This is a genomic window from Helicobacter sp. MIT 11-5569 (assembly GCF_000765695.2).
Taxonomy (GTDB): domain Bacteria; phylum Campylobacterota; class Campylobacteria; order Campylobacterales; family Helicobacteraceae; genus Helicobacter_D.
In genome coordinates, this window is sequence record NZ_JRPB02000005.1 from 14888 (window position 1) to 35387 (window position 20500).

Consider the following 20500-nt stretch of genomic DNA (forward strand, 5'->3'; position numbering starts at 1 on the left):
CTTTTAAGGCTTTGGTGATTGGTCAATCGGAGTTACAGGAGCACCCGGACGCAATTTGATTAATTGGCTTGTAATAACCACATCTCCATCATTTAAACCACTTTTAATGATGACGTTATTCCCGACATTATAACCCAAAACTACTGGAGTTGGCTCGGCTTTACCATCTACGATTTTATACACATAGCTTCCTTTTGCATCTTGCATTAACGCTACTTGTGGAATCACTATAGAATTTTTTGCGACGATTCCTTCTAAACGAATGCGTGAAAATTCTCCGGGAATCAGTAAATGCTCAGGATTTTCTACAATGGCGCGCGCTTTAATGGTTGCTGTGCTTGACTCTAAAACACTATCAATAAAATCTAATTTCCCCTCTTGCCCAAAAGGCGTGCCATCAGGCAAAAGATAAACGACTTTTGTATTTTCATAATCTAAAGTGCGTAAAAAATAATAATCATTGCTAGGAATAGAAAACTCTGCGTGAATAGGGTCTAATTGCGTAATGGTTGTTAGCACATTATCCGCACCTGCTTTGCCGACTAAATCTCCAATATCATAACGTTTCATACTAATTTTACCACTTGATGGCGCAATCACATCAGTATAATCTAAATCAATTTTAGCAAGGTTCAAACTAGCTCTAGCATTTGCTACAGCAGCATTTGCACTTTCAAATGCAGATTGCGCAGAATCATATTCTTTTGGACTTAACGCATTTTCTTTAAAGAGTTTTTGTGCGCGATTCCAATCTCTATTTGCTGCCCTAAAAGTCGCTTGAGCAGAAAGAAGCTGTGCTCGCGACATATTAAAAGTTGCTTGATATTTTGCTGGATCAATTTTAAAGAGCTTATCACCTTTTTTAACAATCCCACCTTCTATGAAATTTTGCTCTAATAGCACTCCTTCTACACGCGCATAAATATCCACACTCTGCAAACTTGTAAGTTTGGAAGGATATTCAAAACTAACAGAAACGTCTGCATTTTTTACTTTATATGTATTAACAGGCATTACCATATTTTGCTGTGCTGCTTGTGCATTTTTATCTTCTTTGGAACAACCAGCAAATAAAAGTGCCACGCATGCTAAACTAATAAGCATTTTAAGAAATATTGTATTAGCTTTTTTCATTTTTTTCCTTATTTGAAAATCAACTTTGAATCAATAATTACAAACTGTAATCACCATTACAAAAAAATATCGTAGAATTCTAATTAACTTTTGCTTAAAAATAAATTTATGTATTTTAGATTCTTTTTGAACATATCTAAAAAGCGTGAAGCAAAAATGGGCTTTAATTTAACATTTAAAAGAATCCAATTGCGCATTTAGCATACTTGCTTTTTGCGCCATTTCTTTTGAAATCGCATTAATCATATGCACTGCTTCGCTATTATCATTTGTCAGTTTATCGACTTCGCTAATTTGCTTTAATACTGTTTGCATCGCTTCAAAAAGAGTATTTGTTTTACTTAATGCTTCCACAGAAGCACTAACTGCTGCTTCAAGAGATTTTGTGCTTGTTTCTAAAATTTCAGTCCCTTCCATAGAATCATCAGCAACACTTACAATTTTTTGAACATTTATACGCATCGCATTATTTGCATCAGTAATGGATTGAATAATCGTATTAACCACAGCATTAATTTCACCTAAGCTTTTTTGTGTGCGTTCTGCAAGTTTCCTTACCTCATCAGCAACCACAGCAAAACCGCGTCCAGCTTCTCCCGCTCTTGCTGCTTCAATATTTGCATTAAGTGCAAGCAAGCTAGTTTGGTCTGCAATTTCTGCAATGATTGTTAAAACGTCCTTAATCTTATCAGTTTCTTGCGCGCTTTGCTCTAAACGTTCTGCAATATTATGTTCTGCACTCACATTCTCTTGCACATTATTTGCGACTTTTAATAACAATCTTTTTGTTTCTGCAAGTTGTTCAGAAGATTCCTGAATATCTTTTGCACTAAGCTGCACTAAATCTTTTGCTGCATTTAGCATCACCTCAATCTCTCCACCTAAACGCGTGCTATCTTTCACAACTTCTACAGAACGTCCGATACGTTCATTAATTTCACTAGAAGCACCAAAAAGCTGATTAGATTGTGTAATATTTTGGTGGCTAATATCCTTTGCGCTGCAAACTGTATTTCCTATCTTTTGAATAAAACGATTAATATAGGCACTCGCCTTTGCGATTTCATCTTCATTTTTCACCGGCAAACGCTTTGTCAAATCCCCATCACCTTGTGCTAAATCAAATGCAACTTCGGTTAAATTTGAGATAGGATAAAATACCCAACGATTAAACAGCAAAAGTAACAAAAATAATGCAACAACCCCAATACCTACCATTAAAAGAATAATCTTATTTTGCACAGCATTAGAATCCTGCATTAGCTCTTTAACAGAAATTTGCATTTCTGATACACCCAACACATCGCCAACTTGAGAAGTTGCATGGCACATTACGCACGCCTCTTCAGCCAAAATTGGCTTTGCCATCAAAAATCCTTCATCACTCTCTGTTTTATAAGTTCTAATAAATTCTTTCTTGCTTTCAAAAACTTTTAAAATTTCTGCCTCTGTCGTAAAATCTTTTTGTATCCCCATTAGCTCAATCACATTTTCTGCAGGGAAAATTTCTAAATTTGCGATTCCATTGACTTTTTTAGAACCCTCAATAAAACTACCAATCACAATGGGGTCTCCTGTATTCATTGCAATTTTTAATCCCTCTGTTAGCATCGCATTAAGCTGATACAATTCTCTTGTAGAGCTACTCTTAGCAATGCTACTAAAACCATTTTGCAAGTTATAATAGACCATTGCCAAAAGCACCAACAAAAACCCAACAATCATTGCAATAATCTTAGAACGGATAGTTTTTAGCATAATTCTCTCCCATAGGAATCCCAGCGCAACTAACTAATACCACACAATCAATTCTTATTAGTATAAAAAAACTACCCTAAAAGCTTGTTAAAAGATTAAGAGAAATTCTATTTTTGTAAATCTACGCAATTTCTTGAGTATTTTGGTTGCTTATTGGCAATTCTACTTTAAACTCTACGCCATCTTTTTCATTGATAAAAGAAATTCTACCATGCATTGACTCTAAAAACATCTGCACAATAGATAACCCAATCCCTGCTCCACCTTTTTTGGTGGTAAAAAATGTATCAAAAATTTTTCTTGCAATATCTGAGCGGATTCCACCTCCATTATCTCTAATATATAGCATACACATCTGCGTCCCAGCAATATTTTCTTCCATTAAACAGCGGATTGTAATCTTTCCTTCTTCAATGCCCCCTTCTTTCAAATGCTCTTTTACTGCCTCAATTGCATTATCAATTAAAATAATAATAATATTTTGAAACTCGCTCTTAATCGCATTAATTTTTAAAGATTCCTTATCTTCGCAAGATAAAAATCTAATGGCAATATTATTATCTACAATACTATAAAATAAATCTAATGTATTTTGAATGACAGAGCAAATTTCAAATTCTTCCTTTTTTGTTGAGGGAATATAAAATGCACGAAATGCTTCAACTGTATTTGACATAAATTTGATTTGCTCAATCATAATTTGCAAATATCTTTCAAGCTCTACATCATCTAATGTCCCTAAATTCTGAATTTCTTTAAGATTCTGACATGCAAGATACAACGCATTAAGAGGCTGTTTCCATTGGTGAGCAACATTGCCTAGCATTCTACCCATTTCCTCTTCTTTGGATTTTTGCGTAAGCATTAAATGTTTATTTTGTAGTTCTTCTTCAAGTTTTGCAACATCAGAAATATCAATAAAAGTAAAATATAAAGTTGTTTTTTGTGCAAATTCTAAAAAGTTAATTGAAGCCATAACCGGAATCACAGCATGTGCAGTTTGTAAATTTATACGAAAATTTTGACGCTGTTTGCTTTTCTTTAGTTGGTCAATTTTCTCCAAAACAGAAGTCTTACAATCCATATCTTTAAAAAGCTCCAAAATATTATAATTTAGCATTTTCATACCAAAAAGAACAGAAGCAGAGCTATTATATTTAATAATCTTCAAATCTTCATCTTGACAAATAATAATTGCATTAAGACTACTTTCAAACAAAAAATTATGCGCATAATCACTTTTTAAACGTTGTGCCACTTCATGTTCAATCTGATTAACAAGTTCTTTACTTAAAAACTCAACTGTTTCTCTTCTGCTTTGTAAATTCGCTATTAACTCCTTATTGTCCTTAAGTTCATTGCTTAATCTTTTAAAGTGATTTACAAGATATAGCACAGCCCAAACCAAACAAATCAAAAGCCCTAAGATTAAAATTGTAAGCGAGTAATTTTCATTCCATCGCGTTAGCCATTCCATACAATACTCCCTTGTTTATCACTTCTAAAATTATATACCACCAATTCCATATTTTAATCATTTTTTAGAGTTTTTTAGTTTTTGTTTTGTTACAATTTTAGGATTTTTTCTAAAAAGGTAAATGAATGACAACCGCATTACAAACTACCTCGCTCTTACTAGAAATTGGCACAGAAGAACTACCTGCGATTCCATTTTTAGCGGAATTGCCAAATATCAAAAACAAGTTTCAAAAAATCCTAAAAGCAAATCGCCTAAATTGCACATTTGATTTTTATTATACACCACGTCGCTTAGTAATTCTCACAAAAGAATTCCCAAAATTCCAAAGTGCAGAAACTTTAGAATTTTTTGGACCGCCCCTTAACATTGCTTATAAAGACGACAAACCTACACCTGCAGCATTAGGATTCTTCAAAAAATGTGGAATCTCTCAAGAAAATGTGCAAACCACACAAAAGGAAGGAAAAACAATTCTTTATTGCAAAAAAGAAGCGGAGCAACTTCCTGCAAGCTCACTATTAGAAGCAATCATTAAAGAATTTTTAGAATCTTTAAATTTTGGCAAGGCAATGCGTTGGGGCAGCTTAAAAGAATCCTTTATTCGCCCTATTTCTTGGATTTTATGCCTTTTGGATTCTAAACTTGTCCCCCTCAAACTTTATGGAATAGAAGCAAAAGCCCAAACTTACACACACCGCAATATAAGTTTTGAACCTTTTGATGTCAATTCTTTAGAATCCTATTTACAAACACTTGCTAATAATGGTGTTATTTTAGACCAAAACGCAAGAAAAGATAGAATCCTAAGCGCAATCAAAGCTATTGAAAAAGAACAAGATATTCAAGTAGAAATTGATGCAGAATTACTCGAAGAAGTTGTCGCAATCACAGAATATCCAACAGCTCTTTTTGGAGAATTTAGCCCACATTTTTTAGAGCTTCCAGCTCCATGTATTATCACGTCTATGAAAGTCAATCAACGCTATTTTGCGACCTATAAAGATAGTCATCTCCACCATGGATTTATTTTAGTTTCAAATAGCCTTAGCAAAGATTCAAAAGCTATTATTGCAGGAAATGTCAAGGTTTTGCGCGCACGCTTAGAAGACGCATTATTTTTCTATCATAACGATTTGAAAAACGGCTTTATGCCAGAAAAATTAAAAAGCGTTACTTTTGTAGAGGGATTAGGTTCAATGTGGGATAAAACAGAACGCGAACTTGCAATCGTCCGCACTCTTAGCGATTCTTTAAAAACCCTTTTGCAAAAAGAAGAAGAGAATCTAAGTTTAACTTTAGAAATTCTTGAGCAAGCAGCACTCTTAAGCAAAGCAGATTTAATGAGTGAAATGGTCTATGAATTTACAGAATTGCAAGGAATCATGGGTTATTACTACGCAAAGGCATTGCGTTATGATGATAGAGTTGCCCTTGCTATTAAAGAACAATATCTTCCAAACTCCGAAGAAAGCGTTATGCCTTCGAACCTAATTAGCGCAATTATAGCACTTTCCTACAAATTAGATAATCTTTTAGGACTTTTTAGTATTGGAAAAATTCCTAGTGGCTCTCGCGACCCTTTTGCCTTGCGCCGCGCTGCAAATGGTGTTATTAAAATTATTTTACATTTTAATCTTCCCTTAAATCTAAGAGAGATTTTACAAACACTCAAAATACATTATAAAGATTTTGATATAAACTTACTAGAAACCTTTATTTTAGAACGTTTAGAAACAATGTTAGACTTTAACCCTTCACTTTTACGCGCAGTTCTTGCGACAAACGAACGCAGCTTAGTGCAAATCTTTCAAAAATTAGATGCGCTAGATAATGCCCTAAAAAATCAAGACAAGCAGCTTTTAATGCAGACTTTTAAGCGTTTGGCAAATATTACTAAAGAAGTGGATTTAAGCGGGGATTTACCGATTAGAGAAGATAAACTTCTTGCAAGCGAAGAAATTGAGCTATATCAAAATTTCAAAGCTTGTCTAATAAGTGGTGATAACTATTCAAAACGTTTAGAATCCCTCCTTAGTTTAAGTCCGATTTTGGAACGTTTTTTTGATAAAGTATTAGTTAATGCACCAGATGCAGACTTTAAAAACAACCGCAAACACCTAATTGCTCGTATTTATAAAGAGTTTTTAAGTGTAGCAGATATTAAAGAAATTAGCTTTTAGGAATCAAATTGCAAGATTTTAAAGGAGTGTCAATTACACAGATTCAACAAGCTATTGCACAAAAAAAGCAAAGTTTTGATGAAAATTGGCTTGGCAGAAGCCTTGCTTACACTCCTTATCAACCGCGCTCCTTAGATTTAAAACGCAAAGACAATATATATTCTATTTTTAGACTTTATGATTATAAAGATTCAAACTTTCTCCACCGCGCAAAAGAACTTGAGAAAAATGCAAAAACTTTCATTGTGGAATCTTTAGAGTTTGCGACATATCTTAGGCGTTATGTTTGTGTGCCGATTCTTTATGATTTTTTAATTTTAGATTCCTATCAACTTTTAGAATCCCTTGTATATGGTGCTGATAGTATTACACTTTATCCAAAATACTTAGAACAATCAAAGCTTAAAGAGCTTAGCGATTATGCACTAAGGTTGGGATTAGAACGTGTATTTTGCATAGAAACACAAGAGGATTTAACAAAAGCAATTTTCTCTAAAGCAGATCTTTTAAATATCAATGAAAATTTCTCGCTTATTCCTTTAATTCCAAAAGAAAAAATTATTATCAGCCCCATAAATGCAGAACAAAACAATTCTAACTATATCAATGCACTAGATGCAAAAATCATTGATTCCACAAACTAAACATCTAAAATCAAATAATATTACCTAGTAGCTAAAGTTTAATATAATGATAAAGTTGTTGTTTGATGCTATTGATTATAAGCTAATGGTGCCGAGGGTCGGAATCGAACCGACACGGGGTTGCCCCCACCAGATTTTGAGTCTGGCGCGTCTACCAATTTCACCACCCCGGCAAAGAGAGAAATGGTATTATAACTAAGAAAATAGAATATTAACTTAAAAAGTTACTAAAAATTATAAAATCCTAAAACTCTTTTTGAATAAAGGTTTTTTTCCAGATTTTCCAAACGCAAATCTTGCGCTTTTTGCATTTTTGCTAAATTTGCAGTAGCAGTAATTTGATTTAATAGCACCCAAAGACTAAGTGTTGCAAAAAGTATTGTAACCACACAAGAAATTAATGCAATTTTTACTGCTTTTTTTGCTGTATTCTGCGCTAATTCCAATGCTTTTAGGATTTCATTCTCCATAAGATTCCTTAATTGAGTTGTAATTTTGATTGCAAAAATCGATACACTAATGCTAGCACAAACGAAAAAAATGCCAAAACCATTACAATACTTGCTCCCGCTTGCAAATCATAATAATATGCAATTACGATTCCACTTAGCATTGAAGCAAAGGAAATTATACTTGCCCAAAACATCATTTTAGCTAAAGAAGCGGTAAAAATTTCGCTGCAATATGCAGGAATACTTAAAAGCGCGATAATAAGAATAATCCCAACTGATTGCATAGAAATTACGATTCCAATAGCAATTAATACCATTAGCATAATACTAAAAAAACGTGTATTAATGCCTTGCAGTTGTGTAAATTCTTCATCATAAGATAAACCCAAAATTACACGATAGTTCAATATTATAAAGATAAGCAAAAGAACACTAAATCCCGCCATTACCATAATATCATTTTGCGTTATGCTTAAAATGCTCCCAAACAAATATCCCATAAAGTCTTTGCTATATCCCGGAGTAAGCTCCACCAAAATTACTCCTAAAGCCATACCAAATGCCCACAATGAGCCAATAAGGGAATCCAAACGCTCTTTTGCATATAGGAGCATATACGCCAAAACCACTGCGCAAAACACACTAAATCCTGTGGCTCCAACTAAAATTGGCAACCCAAAAAACGCAGCGATTCCAACCCCACCATAAACACTATGTGCGATTCCACCTGCGACAAAAACCATACGATTTGTAACCACAAGTGTGCTGATAATCCCACAAATAATACTTGTGAAAAATGCACCAATTAAAGCATTTTGCACAAAAGTATAGGAAAGTGCGTCAATCAACTAGCCACTCCAAACTCTCCTCATTAAGTTCAGCTTTGATAATATCCATTTTAACATTTGCATTAAGATAATCTGTAATTTCAAGCATATCAATTAAAGCATTACGCATACAGCTTGTAGCACCCGGGCTTGGTGTCATATTAAAGGTAATTCCCTCGCCACTTTTAATCTTTTTTTCTCCTAACATTAATTTTTTCTGCTGTTTGTCTAACACTTGCGGACGGATTCCTCCAAAGCCTTTTGCATAAGTTAAATCTTCTAAAGTCAAAGAAGGAATAATTTTTTGTGCTTCCTTGATAAAAAATTTCTTGCCAATCCCCGGCACTTCATACAAGAAATTCCTTAAAATATAGTTGCGAATCTCGCTATCTGAAAATAAGTCCCACATAATTTTTGTTGTCGCTATTTCTCCAAAACCCGAAGTTTTGAAGAAGTCTAAATAAGTGCCACTTTTAAATCGTTCTAATTTTGGCATAGAAAGTGCTGTTGGTCCTAAACGATTCTTCCCTTTTGCGATAATATCAGGGTCTCCATGGATTGCTGCAAAAGGTAATTTTGGATTCTGAACTGTATAAACTTTTCCTCTTAGTTTATCTCCGGGAATGAAGAAAAAGCTACCTGCCACAGGCAAGCAACCAAGCTCCAAACCAAACCCCATATTTTGCGCTAGAAGCAAAGAATGCGCACCTGCATTAACAAGCACAAAAGATGCAGTAATTGGCTCTTGGTTATTAGCTCGGAGTGTGTATTTCCCGTCACCTTGCTTAACAATATCTTTCACTTGATAGTTAAATTTTGCTTGATGCTCACCAAATACGCTTTTTTCAACCATATGATGCGCCACAGAACAAAAATCCATCGCACAAAAACTTTTACGCATTCCAGAACCCACCACATTTTCTGCACGATCGCTTCCATCTGCTAGCTTAATAACATTAGGTTCAATCTCCTTAATGTCTTCTTTGCTAAAAAATTCTAATTCTGGATAAATCTCTTTAAACTCTTCGTATCGCTTTTTTATAAATTCCACTTCTTTATCGCCCACGCCAATTGCCATTTTTTGATACTCAAAAATACTTTTATTTTGTAATTCATGAAACAAAGCAAAAGAAACTAACATTTTTGCTGACCTTGCAACCTTTTTTGCTTTTTCAAAAGTATAATTTGTCTCAATATCTCCTGCGTGAATGGTTTGGGAATTATTATTACCTCTGGAGCTTAGTGTAGCTGGTTCGGAATACTTTTCTAATAGAACCACTTTCTTTAAATCTGTGTAATGTGTCAAAACATAAAATAACGCACTTCCAGAAATCCCAGCTCCAATTATCGCCACATCATAAGTATTATTCATCTCTTTCTCCTATTTTAGAGTGCCATAAGCCCATAAGCATCTCTACCTCGCAAAAATGCTCATCAAAAGCATCTGTATTACAAGCGGTATTTATATTGTTTGGCAAATTATGCACCTTTACTTCTTTATTTACATATAAAACTTTTTTTGCATATCCTAGCAAAACAGATACATCATGACTTATCATTATTATAGCTTTTTCTTGATTGATTTGCTGCAATAAACGATAAATTTCCTTTTGGCTCTTTGGGTCAATACTCGCTGTTGGCTCATCTAAGACCAATAAATTTGGATTGCTACATAACGCCCTAGCAATCAAAACACGTTGTCTTTGCCCACCAGAGAGTTCGCCAATCTTTTTATGTGCAAAAGATTCCATATTAAACTTTTCTAAAAGCTGCATTGCAGTCTCTTTTGCACCTTTTGGCAAGAATCCCCCAAAAAGTTTTGGTTTTAAAAATCCCATCATCACTACTTCAAGTGAAGTTATAGGAAAATGACGATTTAAAAAAGTATTTTGTGGCACATAACCAATGCGTAGATTTGAATCTTTAATAATCTCTCCACTACTAGGCTTTAGCAATCCCACCAAAAGGCGCGCCAATGTGCTTTTGCCACCACCATTTGGACCAATAATTGCCCAAAAATCTCCTTTAGAAATCGTCCAATCCACATTATATAAAATTCTCTCTTTGGTAAAATAAAATTTAACGTTTTTGCATTCAATTATTTTTTCTTGCAACATTTTATTCATCACTTAATGCTTGTTTTAAAAAGAGATTCCGCATTCCATAAATCCGATAAAGAAGCAAACTTTCTTGCTTTATCTCGGGGACATTTTTGCCAATTTCTAAAGAAGTAATTGCAATTTTTCCTATGATTTTTCTCCCTTCTTGTGTTTCATTTTGTAGCGTTCTTAATCCCCATATATCGTGCAAAATATAAATTTCTCCATTCATCTCTCCTAAATACAACATAATATGCCCTTGCATTCCTAATAAAGTCGCAAATGGGATTCCATATTCTTTTAGCGTTTTTAGTTTTTCTTGAGCATTTTGTTTGCTAATATCTCTATATATATAAAGGGTGCTATTTTTAGAATCTTGGTGCATTTGTGCTTGTGAATTTCTAGGAAGATAAAATCCAAAATTTCCAAGAATATCACGCAAAAACATAGAACAATCACGATTCCCAAACATTCCGCCCCAGCCATATTTCTCCCCCATTAAATTTTGTGCTAATTGTGCGACTTCTGCACTTGAAAATGCCATAGGAAATTCTGCAAAATCATTTTTATCTAATGCGATTTTAATTGCATGTGCGTATCCACGCGCATTACGCACATAAATTTCTGTTTCATACTGCGTTTTTGTGCGACCAAGCAATGGTAAAAGCATTCCAATTCTTGCATTTTCTAAAAACTCATTATGCGTATTTTTAAGAGAGATATAATCACGTTTTGCAACTAAAAAATCTTTTGTTTGTTTGAGATTCTTAATTTGATTATCATTTAAAATTCCAATATCAAGCACATTAACCCAACCACTTACAAATCCACTCTCCACATACGCCCAAGACTTAGAACGCGAGTAATGCGTGATTAAAACAGGTGTTCCTAAATAAATATAAGAATTTTGCCAATAATCAAAAGGGAAGCCTTCACCTGCTAACTTTGGATTCAAAAAGCGCGGTTTGTTTGTAGGCAGCACACGCAAATTTGTGCTTCTTGTGATAATTGCGGGTTTTTTTACGCTAGGATATGTGCTAAGATTTGCTTCTAGCTCTAATGCTTTTATTTCATTATCATCATAGACTTGCAGATTCTCCCCAAAACCTTGTTTTGAATATGCCGCATTTAATCCCCATTTCATTTCACTAGCTTTTATGTGTGGTTTTTTATCCCAAGGGCTAAAAAAATTCTCCAAATATTCTTTCTTTTGTGCTTGTAGTGTTGCGCGATTTAAAACTTTAGAATCTTTTACAAATTCCCTTAAATCTTGTGGTGGGAAACGCAAAACACTATGCTCTACTTCCTTTGGCGCACATCCTAAAAAAACTAAAGTAACAAATACAACACAAATAAAAGTGGTGATTCTAGCTTGCATTATCCCCAAATCTCCTCATATAACTTCTCATCAAAACCCACAATAACCTGCTCTTTTTTGCCTTTTTTAGATTCAATCACAGGACGCTTAATGAGCAATGGAGCGTCAATTAACCATTGTTTGATTCCACTATCATCTAAATTTTTATCTTTTAATCCTAATTTTTTATAAGTTGTTCCTTTATGATTCAAAAGTGTTTTAAGTGGAACAAATTTTAACCAACACTCTATCTTTTCTAAGCTTGGAGATTCTTTTTTAAAATCCACCAAAGTATATTCCACTCCCTTAGAATCTAAAAACTGCATTGCTTTTTTCACACTACCACAAGTTTTAATTCCATATAACTTCACCATTAAGATTCCTTTAAAAATAATTTAATGCAACCATATAAATAATCATACCTACAAACATACTTAAAATTGTATTCTTTGTGAGCAAAAAACATACAACCACACATGCAATCCCTCCAATTTCATAGATTCCATAATGCGCACTCCACTCTACATCTTTAAGCGTAAAAAACACCAAAAGTGTCATTATTAGCAAAGGCATTGTTGCTTGCAAATACTGAAGCAATGGAGTATTGACTTTATTTTTAAGCACAAAAAAAGGCAAAAAGCGCGTTAATGCAGTTCCAATTGTTGCTGCGATAATAGCACCAAGAATATACCAATCACTTAAATGTTCTAATTCCACGCTATGCCTTTTTGAAAATCCAAGGTTTTAAGACAAGTAAAATTGCGATTCCACATAAAATACTAAGTAATAAAAAATTATCTCTAGGAAACATAATAAGCCCAAAAACGCCAAGCACACACGCAATATAAAAAGGCATTTTAAATGTGGAATTTTGCAACAAAGAAAGTGTTAGCACACTAAAAAGTGCTGTTAGCACAAACTCAATCCCCTCTGGATTTAACCTAAAATACTCACCCAAAAAGATTCCAAGCCCACAGCCTATAATCCAATATAAATGGTTTAATAAAGTAACGAATAAATAATTTTTCTCTAAATCTTTTGGAGCAAGTTTTAAAGAAGCTTGATGACTCTTTAAAACAGCAAATGTCTCATCTGTCAGCCCAAAAAGCACATAATACTTAGTTAGTCCAAAATGTTTAATGTCTGTGAGGATTGAAAGTGAGTAAAAAAGATGTCTAATATTTAATAAAAATGAAGCAATAGCTACTTCAAAAAATCCAGAATGCGCAGCCAAAAGCGAAACAAGCAAAAACTGCCCTGCTCCTGCATAAATCACAACCGCACATAAAATGCCAAAATACCAAGGCAAATGTAAATTTGCATACAAGATTCCAAAAGTAGCACCAAGTGGCAAATATCCCATCATTACTGGTAAAGTTTGTATAAAGCTTTTAAAAAACATTGCATTATTCCAAAATTAAAGCACACATTATAACAAATTAACTACAATCTTTAAAACATTTTATACCCTAGCAAAATACATTTATCAAAATAAGGCAGCACGCACATTGCTTTAATATCGCCATCAATCCCAATATCACGCAAAGTTTCATAATAGCGAATATCAAATTGCAAATGGCTATTTGCACTCGTTGAGATTCCAACTCCACTTTGCTCATTAAAATAAATAAACCAAGAAATTTTGCTAAAAACTAACACAAGTGCGTGAAGATTGTTTAAGGATTCCTTTTCTTTTGGGCTTAGCAAATGATAACCTTCACGACTCACAACAATGCGATGACGAAATCGCACAAAATTACGCGCAAGGGTTTGTTTATGCACTTGTTCATAAAATTGGTCAAAATTCATAAAATTAGTCTGTATCAAAGGAATCTTAGAATCTTGCGCACTAAGCAATAAAGGAAAAAGTGCAAGCCATAGAATCTTTAAGTTGATTTTCATTCTTTAAGATTCCATAGCGCAACCCCAAAATGGAGATTAAAGGGATTCCACGACATTTTGGAATTGCTGATAGAAGATTTGTCGCGCATCTTGTAGAGATAGGGAAATTTCGCCGATTTTAAGGCAATCGCCACCAAGTGTTGCAATTTTTGTCAAAATCAAATTAGAATCTTTGAGTAAATCGGCAAGCTTTGAAACATTTTGGGATTCCACAGCAAGCAGAATCTGTGTAGGAGCTTCACCAAAAAGCGCGTTAAATTCAAGATTTGCCACACTTTCAACACCGATATTTCCCCTTATACAAGCTTTTGCTAACGCTAATGCTAAACCACCTTGATAAACATCTACCGCCGCTTTGATAAGCCTGTGTTCATTGGCAACATTAAGCACACTCCACAAAAATAACTCATCTTGTAGATTAATGTTTTCAATCTCGCTCTTGAAAGAATTGCCAAAATATTTTGCCACCAAGCTTGCACCAAATTTTGGAGTAATTCCTTTTGGTGCTAGGCGATAAACTTCTAACCCTGCAACTTCAAAATGCGATTGCAAAACATTATGCACATCATCAATAATACCAACCCCTGCAATACTAGGCGTTGGATAAATATCTTGATTATTTGTTTGGTTATAAAGGCTAACATTACCGCTAACAACAGGCGTATTTAACGCTTTACAAGCCTCTTTAATACCCTCACAAGCTTCTTTAAACTGCCACATAACTTCTGGATTCTCTGGGCTTCCAAAATTCAAACAATCTGTAATTGCCAAAGCGCGCCCACCACGCAAAGCAACATCTCGTCCAACTTTTGCCACTGCTTGTTTTGCACCTTCTCTTGGATTAAGATAGCAAAGTCTGCTTTGACAAGCGACACTCATTCCCAAACCTTTACCATTTTCTTTTACGCGAATCACACTAGCACCACCCGCGCCGCTAGGGATAATCGTATTAGTCTGCACACTAGAATCGTATTGCGTATAAACCCAAGATTTATCACAAATTTCTGGGCTTTTAAGTAAAGTTTCAAAGACATTTTGTTGATTTTGGGATTCTAAACTTTGCACATCTAAAGCTTCAATAGAATCTAAATAATGTGGATTTTCACTTACAGGACGATTAAGAATTGGTGCTTTTTCACTAAGTGGCGCAATAGGAATCTCTGCACATTTTTCATTATGCCAAAAAAGCTCCATTTTGCCACTATTTGTAACTTCTCCGATGATTGCGCAATCTAATTCCCATTTTGCAAAAATCTCTATAATTTTTGCTTCGCAGCCTTTTTTGGCACAAATGAGCATTCTCTCTTGACTTTCGCTTAACATCAATTCATAAGGCGTCATTCCACTCTCTCGCATTGGGACTTTATCTAAGTGCATTATCATTCCACTTCCGCTGCGTCCCGCCATTTCAAAGCTGGAGCTAGTAAGCCCTGCTGCACCCATATCTTGGATTCCAACAATTAAATCTTGCTTGAATAATTCCAAACAAGCTTCCAAAAGCAACTTTTCTGTAAATGGGTCGCCCACTTGCACTGTTGGACGGAGAGATTTAGAATCCTCGCTAAAAGAATCGCTACTCATCACAGCCCCACCTAAGCCATCACGCCCGGTTTTTGAACCAACATAAATGACAGGATTTCCGATTCCTTCTGCTTTACCATAAAAGATTTCATCGTTTTTGACGATTCCTAATGAAAAAGCATTGACTAGAATATTTCCATTATAACTTGGTTCAAAGCTCATTTCTCCGCCAATTGTTGGCACACCCATACAATTTCCATACCCACCGATTCCTGCGACTACTCCACGCAACAAATAACGATGTTTTGCTCCGATAGAATCCTTTTTTGTAATATCACCAAAACGAATAGAATTTAGGCTTGCAACCACTCTAGCACCCATTGTAAAAATATCACGCATGATTCCGCCAACACCTGTTGCTGCTCCTGCATAAGGCTCAATAAAGCTTGGGTGATTATGCGATTCCATTTTAAAAACCGCTCCATAACCTCCGCCAATATCAATAATACCGGCATTCTCTCCGGGTCCTTGAATCACCCAAGGAGCACGTGTTGGAAAACCGCTAAGATAGATTTTACTAGATTTGTAACTACAATGCTCACTCCACATTGCCGAAAAAATGCCGAGTTCTACTAAGTTTGGCTCTCTGCCTAAAATACTTAAAATTTTGTCGTAATCCTCTTTAGTGAGTTTGTGTTGTTTTAAAACTTGAGAGAGATTCTCCATTTTGACTTCCTTGATTAAGAAAAATAAATTTAGGCTTTTACAGACTCTTTGTGTGTAAATTTTACAAAGTAAGTGAAAGTTTAACAAATGACGCATAAAGTAGAGATAAACTAAGATTGCAATAAAGTTAAATTCTGTAAAATATTTGCGTTTTGCTTTGGCAACCACAACGCAGGAATTTTAAGGAGAAATCTAAGATGAAATACATCAAGTTTTTCAAAGAGTTAAACAATAGAGATGTTCCCATAGTCGGGGGAAAGAATGCAAGTATCGGAGAGATGTTTCAAGAGCTTGTTCCAATGGGAATCAAAGTCCCAAATGGTTTTGCAATTACAAGTGAAGCTTATTGGTATTTGCTAGATAGTGCTGGAATTAGAGAAAAAATTAAAGAGTTGCTCGATGGAATTGATGTAACTGAAATTGATGTATTAAATGTCCGCTCCAAAAAAATCCGTGATATGATTTTTGGAACACCATTGCCGGAAGATTTACGCAAGGAAATCTTAGATGCTTACAAAATTCTAAGTGAAGAATATAAAATGGAAGAAGCAGATGTTGCAGTCCGAAGCTCTGCCACTGCTGAAGACTTGCCTGATGCAAGCTTTGCAGGGCAACAAGATACTTATTTAAGTGTGCAAGGACAAACCGAGCTAATCCATTATGTAAAATCTTGCCTTGCTTCACTTTTTACAGAACGCGCAGTCAGTTACCGCGCTTCAAGAGGATTTGACCATTTTAAAGTAGCACTTTCTGTGGGTGTGCAAAAAATGGTGCGCTCTGATAAAGGAAGCTCTGGAGTAATGTTTAGTATTGATACAGAAACAGGATTCAAAGATGCGGTATTTATCACTTCAAGCTGGGGGTTAGGAGAAAATGTCGTAGGTGGGACGGTTAATCCTGATGAGTTTTATGTCTTTAAACCTGCACTAGAGTTAGGAAAACGTCCGATTCTTAAACGACAATTAGGCTTTAAAAACATTAAAATGATTTATGCAGCACCCGGAGCTCCACACCCTACAAAAAATATTGAAACTACCGAAGAAGAGTTAAAAAGCTTTTCTTTAAGTGATGATGAAATTTTAACACTTGCACGTTATGCGATATTGATTGAAAAACATTATTCCAAAGAAGCAGGCGAATACCGCCCTATGGATATGGAATGGGCAAAAGATGGCAATAGCGGAGAACTCTTTATCGTCCAAGCGCGCCCAGAAACTGTGCAAAGTCAAAAAATGAAAAAACAAAGCAACACTCTTGAAAAATACTTTTTTAAAGATAAAGAAGAAAAAGAGATTCTTTTAACCGGAAAAGCAGTGGGTGGAAAAATAGGAATAGGCAAAATCCGTGTGATTGACAATATTGCAAATATGGGAGAATTAAAACAAGGGGAAATTCTTGTAACAGATAATACTGACCCTGATTGGGAACCCGCAATGAAAAAAGCTGCGGCAGTTATTACCAATCGCGGAGGACGCACTTGCCATGCTGCTATTGTTGCGCGTGAAATTGGAGTTCCAGCGATTGTTGGAGCAGTAGGGGCGACAGAAAAATTAGAAACCGGAATGGAAGTAACCGTATCTTGCGCGGAAGGCGAAGATGGCTTTGTGTATGATGGCATTCATTCTTTTGAAATTGAAAAGATTGACTTAAGTAGCCTAGAGCAACCTAAAACAAAAATCTATATGAATATTGGTAACCCTGAAAAAGCTTTTGCTTTTTCTATGATTCCAAATAATGGCGTTGGACTTGCTAGAATGGAATTTATCATTAACAACTATATTAAAGCGCACCCTTTAGCACTCATTGATTTACACAATGGAAACAAAGAATTTGACGGCGTAGAAGGCGTTAAAGAAATTATGTCTGGCTATGCAAACCCTAAAGACTTTTTTATCAAAAAAATCGCAGAAGGCGTAGGAATGATTGCTTCAGCATTCTATCCAAAGCCCGTAATTGTGCGCACAAGCGATTTTAAATCCAACGAATATTGTCGAATGGTAGGCGGAAAAAACTATGAGCCTCACGAAGAAAATCCAATGATTGGGTATAGAGGTGCAAGCCGTTACTATTCTGAACAATATCGTCAAGCCTTTGAGTGGGAGTGTCAAGCACTTGCTATGGCAAGAAATGAAATGGGATTTACAAATATGAAAATTATGGTTCCATTCCTTAGGACTCCAGAAGAAGGGCGCAGAGTGCTTGATATTATGCGTAAAAATGGGCTCACGCAAGGAGAAAATGGCTTAGAAATTTATGTGATGTGTGAATTACCTGTAAATATAATTTTAGCCGATGAATTTTTACAACTTTTTGATGGATTCTCTATTGGTTCAAATGACTTAACACAACTCACTTTAGGTGTTGATAGAGATGGAGAGCTTGTAAGCCATGTCTTTGATGAAAGAAATCCTGCATTACTTAAAATGTTCAAAATGGCAATTGATGCTTGCAAAAAACACAATAAATACTGCGGAATCTGCGGACAAGCTCCGAGTGATTATCCAGAAATTGCAGAATTTTTAGTAGAAAATGGAATAGCGTCTATTTCCCTAAATCCAGATTCTATTATTGAAACTTGGGATAGAATCGTAACACTAGAGAAAAAACTAGGAATGTCCTAACATTGCAGGGAGCAATCCCTGCTTAACTTTAAAAAATCTTAAAAAATAATTTAAACTTCATCTTTGAAAAGCTTTTATAAGTTTGCAGTGTATAATGCGTTACTTTTCTTTAAATAAGGATTTTCTTGAAACTTGCTGTTTTTGATTTTGATTCCACTCTAATGGACGGAGAGACAATTGACCTTTTAGCTCAAGCTAATGGAAGCACTGATGCTGTGCGCACTATCACAAAAGAAGCTATGGGTGGTAAAATGGACTTTCACCAAAGTTTAAAACTTCGTGTTGCAACTCTAAAGGGAATGCCTTTATCAAAAGTGCATTCCGTATGCGAAAACCTAAAATATAATTTAGGAGCTAAAGAATTAATCAATATTTTAAAAGCTAAAGATTATAAGGTTGTTGTTTTTAGCGGAGGATTTGACGAGGGTGTGTGTGCTGGACAAAAGGCTTTGGGTTATCATATCCATTTTAGCAATACTCTTCACCATAAAGATGGAATCTTAACGGGTGAAGTCGGTGGAGAAATGATGTTTAACTATTCTAAAGGGCGTATGCTTGAGAAAATTCAAACACTTTTAAACGCAACTTACGAAAATACCATTGCCATTGGAGATGGCGCAAATGATATTTCAATGTTCAAATATGCAAAAAAGAAAATAGCGTTTTGTGCTAAACCTGTCCTTAGAGAAGCTGCAAATATTATTATTGATGAAAAAGACTTGATGCAGATTGCAAAACATTTAGACTAGGAGGTTTTATGCAAGACAATTTTTCATTTTCACTTTGGTGTGATTTTATTGAACGTGATTTTTTAGAAAACGATTTTATTGGAATGATTCAAGATGGAATCATTAATGGAGCAACAAGCAATCCAGCAATTTTTCAACAATCTTTTTTAAATAAAAGCTATCAAGCGCAAAAAGAATCTTTACAAATTCAAGACAAAAAAAGCCTTTATGAAGCATTAGCCAAAACAGACATTCAACGCGCCGCAGAACTTCTAAAACCTCTTTATGATGCAAATCCTAATGATGGCTATATTAGCATTGAAGTTGATCCTAATTTATGCGAAGATGCTAAAGGAACGATTGAAGAGGGGAATCGCTTGTTTAATGATATTGGCTATCCTAATGTGATGATTAAGATTCCAGCTACAAAAGCTGGCTTTAGTGCTATGGAAGAACTCATCGCACAAGGAATCTCTGTAAATGCCACTCTAGTTTTCAATAAAGAACAAGTGATAAACTGCATGGAGGCTTTCAAAAAGGGTTATGAAAAACTTAAACAAGTAAGCAAACTAGAGTTAAAGGATTTACCGCGTGCAGTTGTTAGCATTTTTGTCTCTCGATTTGACCGCAAATGTGATTCTATTTTAAAAGAACATGGAATCCCAACTGCAACTTTGGGAATCAAAAATGCGCAATATCTCTATCATATTTTAAACTCTTATGCGCTTCCGGGTGTGCGCACACTCTTTGCTAGCACAGGCGTTAAAGGCGAAGATTTAGAACCTGCTTATTATATTAATGAACTTTATCACCCTTACGCAATCAACACTGCTCCGCTTTCTGCAATTTCTGCTTTTGATTATAATACAGTTAGTGAAGCATATTTACCAAGTATTGAAGAATTAGAAGAGTTTTTAGAATCTGTCAAAAATGCTGGAATTGATTTGGATTCCATATCTCAAGAGTTGCTAGAACAAGGTTTAAATGATTTTAAAGCAGCGTTTTCTAAAATTTTAGAAAGTTTATAAGCACATTTAAATATAGTTTTTACAAAAAATTGCTATAATTGCG

The 20500-nt window shown here is 34.9% G+C and carries 18 protein-coding genes and 1 tRNA gene; 5 read left to right on the forward strand and 14 right to left on the reverse strand.

All coding sequences use genetic code 11. The annotated features are described in order from the left end of the window. Positions 1 to 3: 3 nt before the first annotated feature. The 3 genes from LS70_RS05415 to LS70_RS05425 all read right to left on the reverse strand — a co-directional run bounded on the left by LS70_RS05415 (position 4) and on the right by LS70_RS05425 (position 4369). Positions 4 to 1134 carry an efflux RND transporter periplasmic adaptor subunit gene (locus LS70_RS05415; protein WP_034287614.1) on the reverse strand — a complete coding sequence of 377 codons (1131 nt, stop codon included), beginning with the start codon at positions 1132 to 1134 and terminating at the stop codon, positions 4 to 6. A gap of 168 nt (positions 1135 to 1302) precedes the next feature. Next, positions 1303 to 2892: a methyl-accepting chemotaxis protein gene (locus tag LS70_RS05420; protein WP_034287617.1), complete on the reverse strand. Its 1590-nt coding sequence runs from the start codon at positions 2890 to 2892 to the stop codon at positions 1303 to 1305. A gap of 121 nt (positions 2893 to 3013) precedes the next feature. After that, positions 3014 to 4369 (reverse strand): sensor histidine kinase, encoded by a 1356-nt coding sequence (locus LS70_RS05425; protein ID WP_034287619.1) that lies wholly within the window; start codon positions 4367 to 4369, stop codon positions 3014 to 3016. 125 nt (positions 4370 to 4494) lie between these two features. On the opposite strand from LS70_RS05425, the gene glyS reads away from it, so the two are divergent. Continuing rightward, a complete protein-coding gene (gene glyS / locus LS70_RS05430; protein WP_034287621.1) occupies positions 4495 to 6552 on the forward strand; it encodes a glycine--tRNA ligase subunit beta in 2058 nt (685 codons plus the stop codon). Positions 6553 to 6560: 8 nt separating this feature from the next. Continuing rightward, entirely contained in the window at positions 6561 to 7196 is a 636-nt protein-coding gene (locus LS70_RS05435; protein WP_052083301.1) for a hypothetical protein, read from the forward strand. Positions 7197 to 7282: 86 nt separating this feature from the next. Here the strand turns inward: LS70_RS05435 and LS70_RS05440 are convergent. The 11 genes from LS70_RS05440 to purL form a co-directional block, all read right to left on the reverse strand. Beyond that, a tRNA-Leu gene (locus LS70_RS05440) sits at positions 7283 to 7369 on the reverse strand. 54 nt (positions 7370 to 7423) lie between these two features. Then, entirely contained in the window at positions 7424 to 7666 is a 243-nt protein-coding gene (locus tag LS70_RS05445; RefSeq protein WP_052083302.1) for a DUF5408 family protein, read from the reverse strand. Between the two features lie 8 nt (positions 7667 to 7674). After that, the gene (locus LS70_RS05450; RefSeq protein WP_138109371.1) at positions 7675 to 8496 is read right to left on the reverse strand and encodes a metal ABC transporter permease; all 822 of its coding nucleotides are present in this window, start codon (positions 8494 to 8496) and stop codon (positions 7675 to 7677) included. Then, entirely contained in the window at positions 8489 to 9847 is a 1359-nt protein-coding gene (locus LS70_RS05455) for an FAD-dependent oxidoreductase (protein WP_034287624.1), read from the reverse strand. Before LS70_RS05455 ends, LS70_RS05450 begins: the two co-directional genes overlap by 8 nt. Next, positions 9840 to 10592 (reverse strand): metal ABC transporter ATP-binding protein, encoded by a 753-nt coding sequence (locus LS70_RS05460; protein ID WP_138109382.1) that lies wholly within the window; start codon positions 10590 to 10592, stop codon positions 9840 to 9842. The genes LS70_RS05455 and LS70_RS05460 overlap by 8 nt, the downstream gene beginning before the upstream one ends. 1 nt (position 10593) lies before the next feature. After that, entirely contained in the window at positions 10594 to 11952 is a 1359-nt protein-coding gene (locus LS70_RS05465) for an SH3 domain-containing C40 family peptidase (RefSeq protein WP_034287628.1), read from the reverse strand. Continuing rightward, positions 11952 to 12305: an arsenate reductase family protein gene (locus LS70_RS05470; RefSeq protein ID WP_034287631.1), complete on the reverse strand. Its 354-nt coding sequence runs from the start codon at positions 12303 to 12305 to the stop codon at positions 11952 to 11954. Before LS70_RS05470 ends, LS70_RS05465 begins: the two co-directional genes overlap by 1 nt. Positions 12306 to 12315: 10 nt before the next feature. After that, positions 12316 to 12648 (reverse strand): branched-chain amino acid transporter permease, encoded by a 333-nt coding sequence (locus tag LS70_RS05475; RefSeq protein ID WP_034287633.1) that lies wholly within the window; start codon positions 12646 to 12648, stop codon positions 12316 to 12318. Position 12649: 1 nt separating this feature from the next. Beyond that, entirely contained in the window at positions 12650 to 13333 is a 684-nt protein-coding gene (locus tag LS70_RS05480) for an AzlC family ABC transporter permease (protein WP_034287636.1), read from the reverse strand. Positions 13334 to 13383: 50 nt separating this feature from the next. Further along, positions 13384 to 13833 carry a hypothetical protein gene (locus LS70_RS05485; protein ID WP_236096444.1) on the reverse strand — a complete coding sequence of 150 codons (450 nt, stop codon included), beginning with the start codon at positions 13831 to 13833 and terminating at the stop codon, positions 13384 to 13386. A gap of 36 nt (positions 13834 to 13869) precedes the next feature. Then, positions 13870 to 16080 (reverse strand): phosphoribosylformylglycinamidine synthase subunit PurL, encoded by a 2211-nt coding sequence (purL, locus tag LS70_RS05490; protein WP_138109383.1) that lies wholly within the window; start codon positions 16078 to 16080, stop codon positions 13870 to 13872. A 197-nt stretch (positions 16081 to 16277) separates the two neighbouring features. Here purL and ppsA point away from each other — a divergent pair, with 197 nt between their 5' ends. From ppsA to LS70_RS05505, 3 genes are all read left to right on the forward strand, one after another. Continuing rightward, complete coding sequence (gene ppsA, locus LS70_RS05495) at positions 16278 to 18701, forward strand: pyruvate, water dikinase (RefSeq protein ID WP_034287638.1); 2424 nt, start codon at positions 16278 to 16280, stop codon at positions 18699 to 18701. A 125-nt stretch (positions 18702 to 18826) separates the two neighbouring features. Further along, the gene (gene serB, locus LS70_RS05500) at positions 18827 to 19450 is read left to right on the forward strand and encodes a phosphoserine phosphatase SerB (RefSeq protein WP_034287640.1); all 624 of its coding nucleotides are present in this window, start codon (positions 18827 to 18829) and stop codon (positions 19448 to 19450) included. Positions 19451 to 19458: 8 nt separating this feature from the next. Beyond that, a complete protein-coding gene (locus LS70_RS05505) occupies positions 19459 to 20457 on the forward strand; it encodes a transaldolase (protein WP_034287642.1) in 999 nt (332 codons plus the stop codon). The last annotated feature ends 43 nt before the right edge of the window (positions 20458 to 20500 follow it).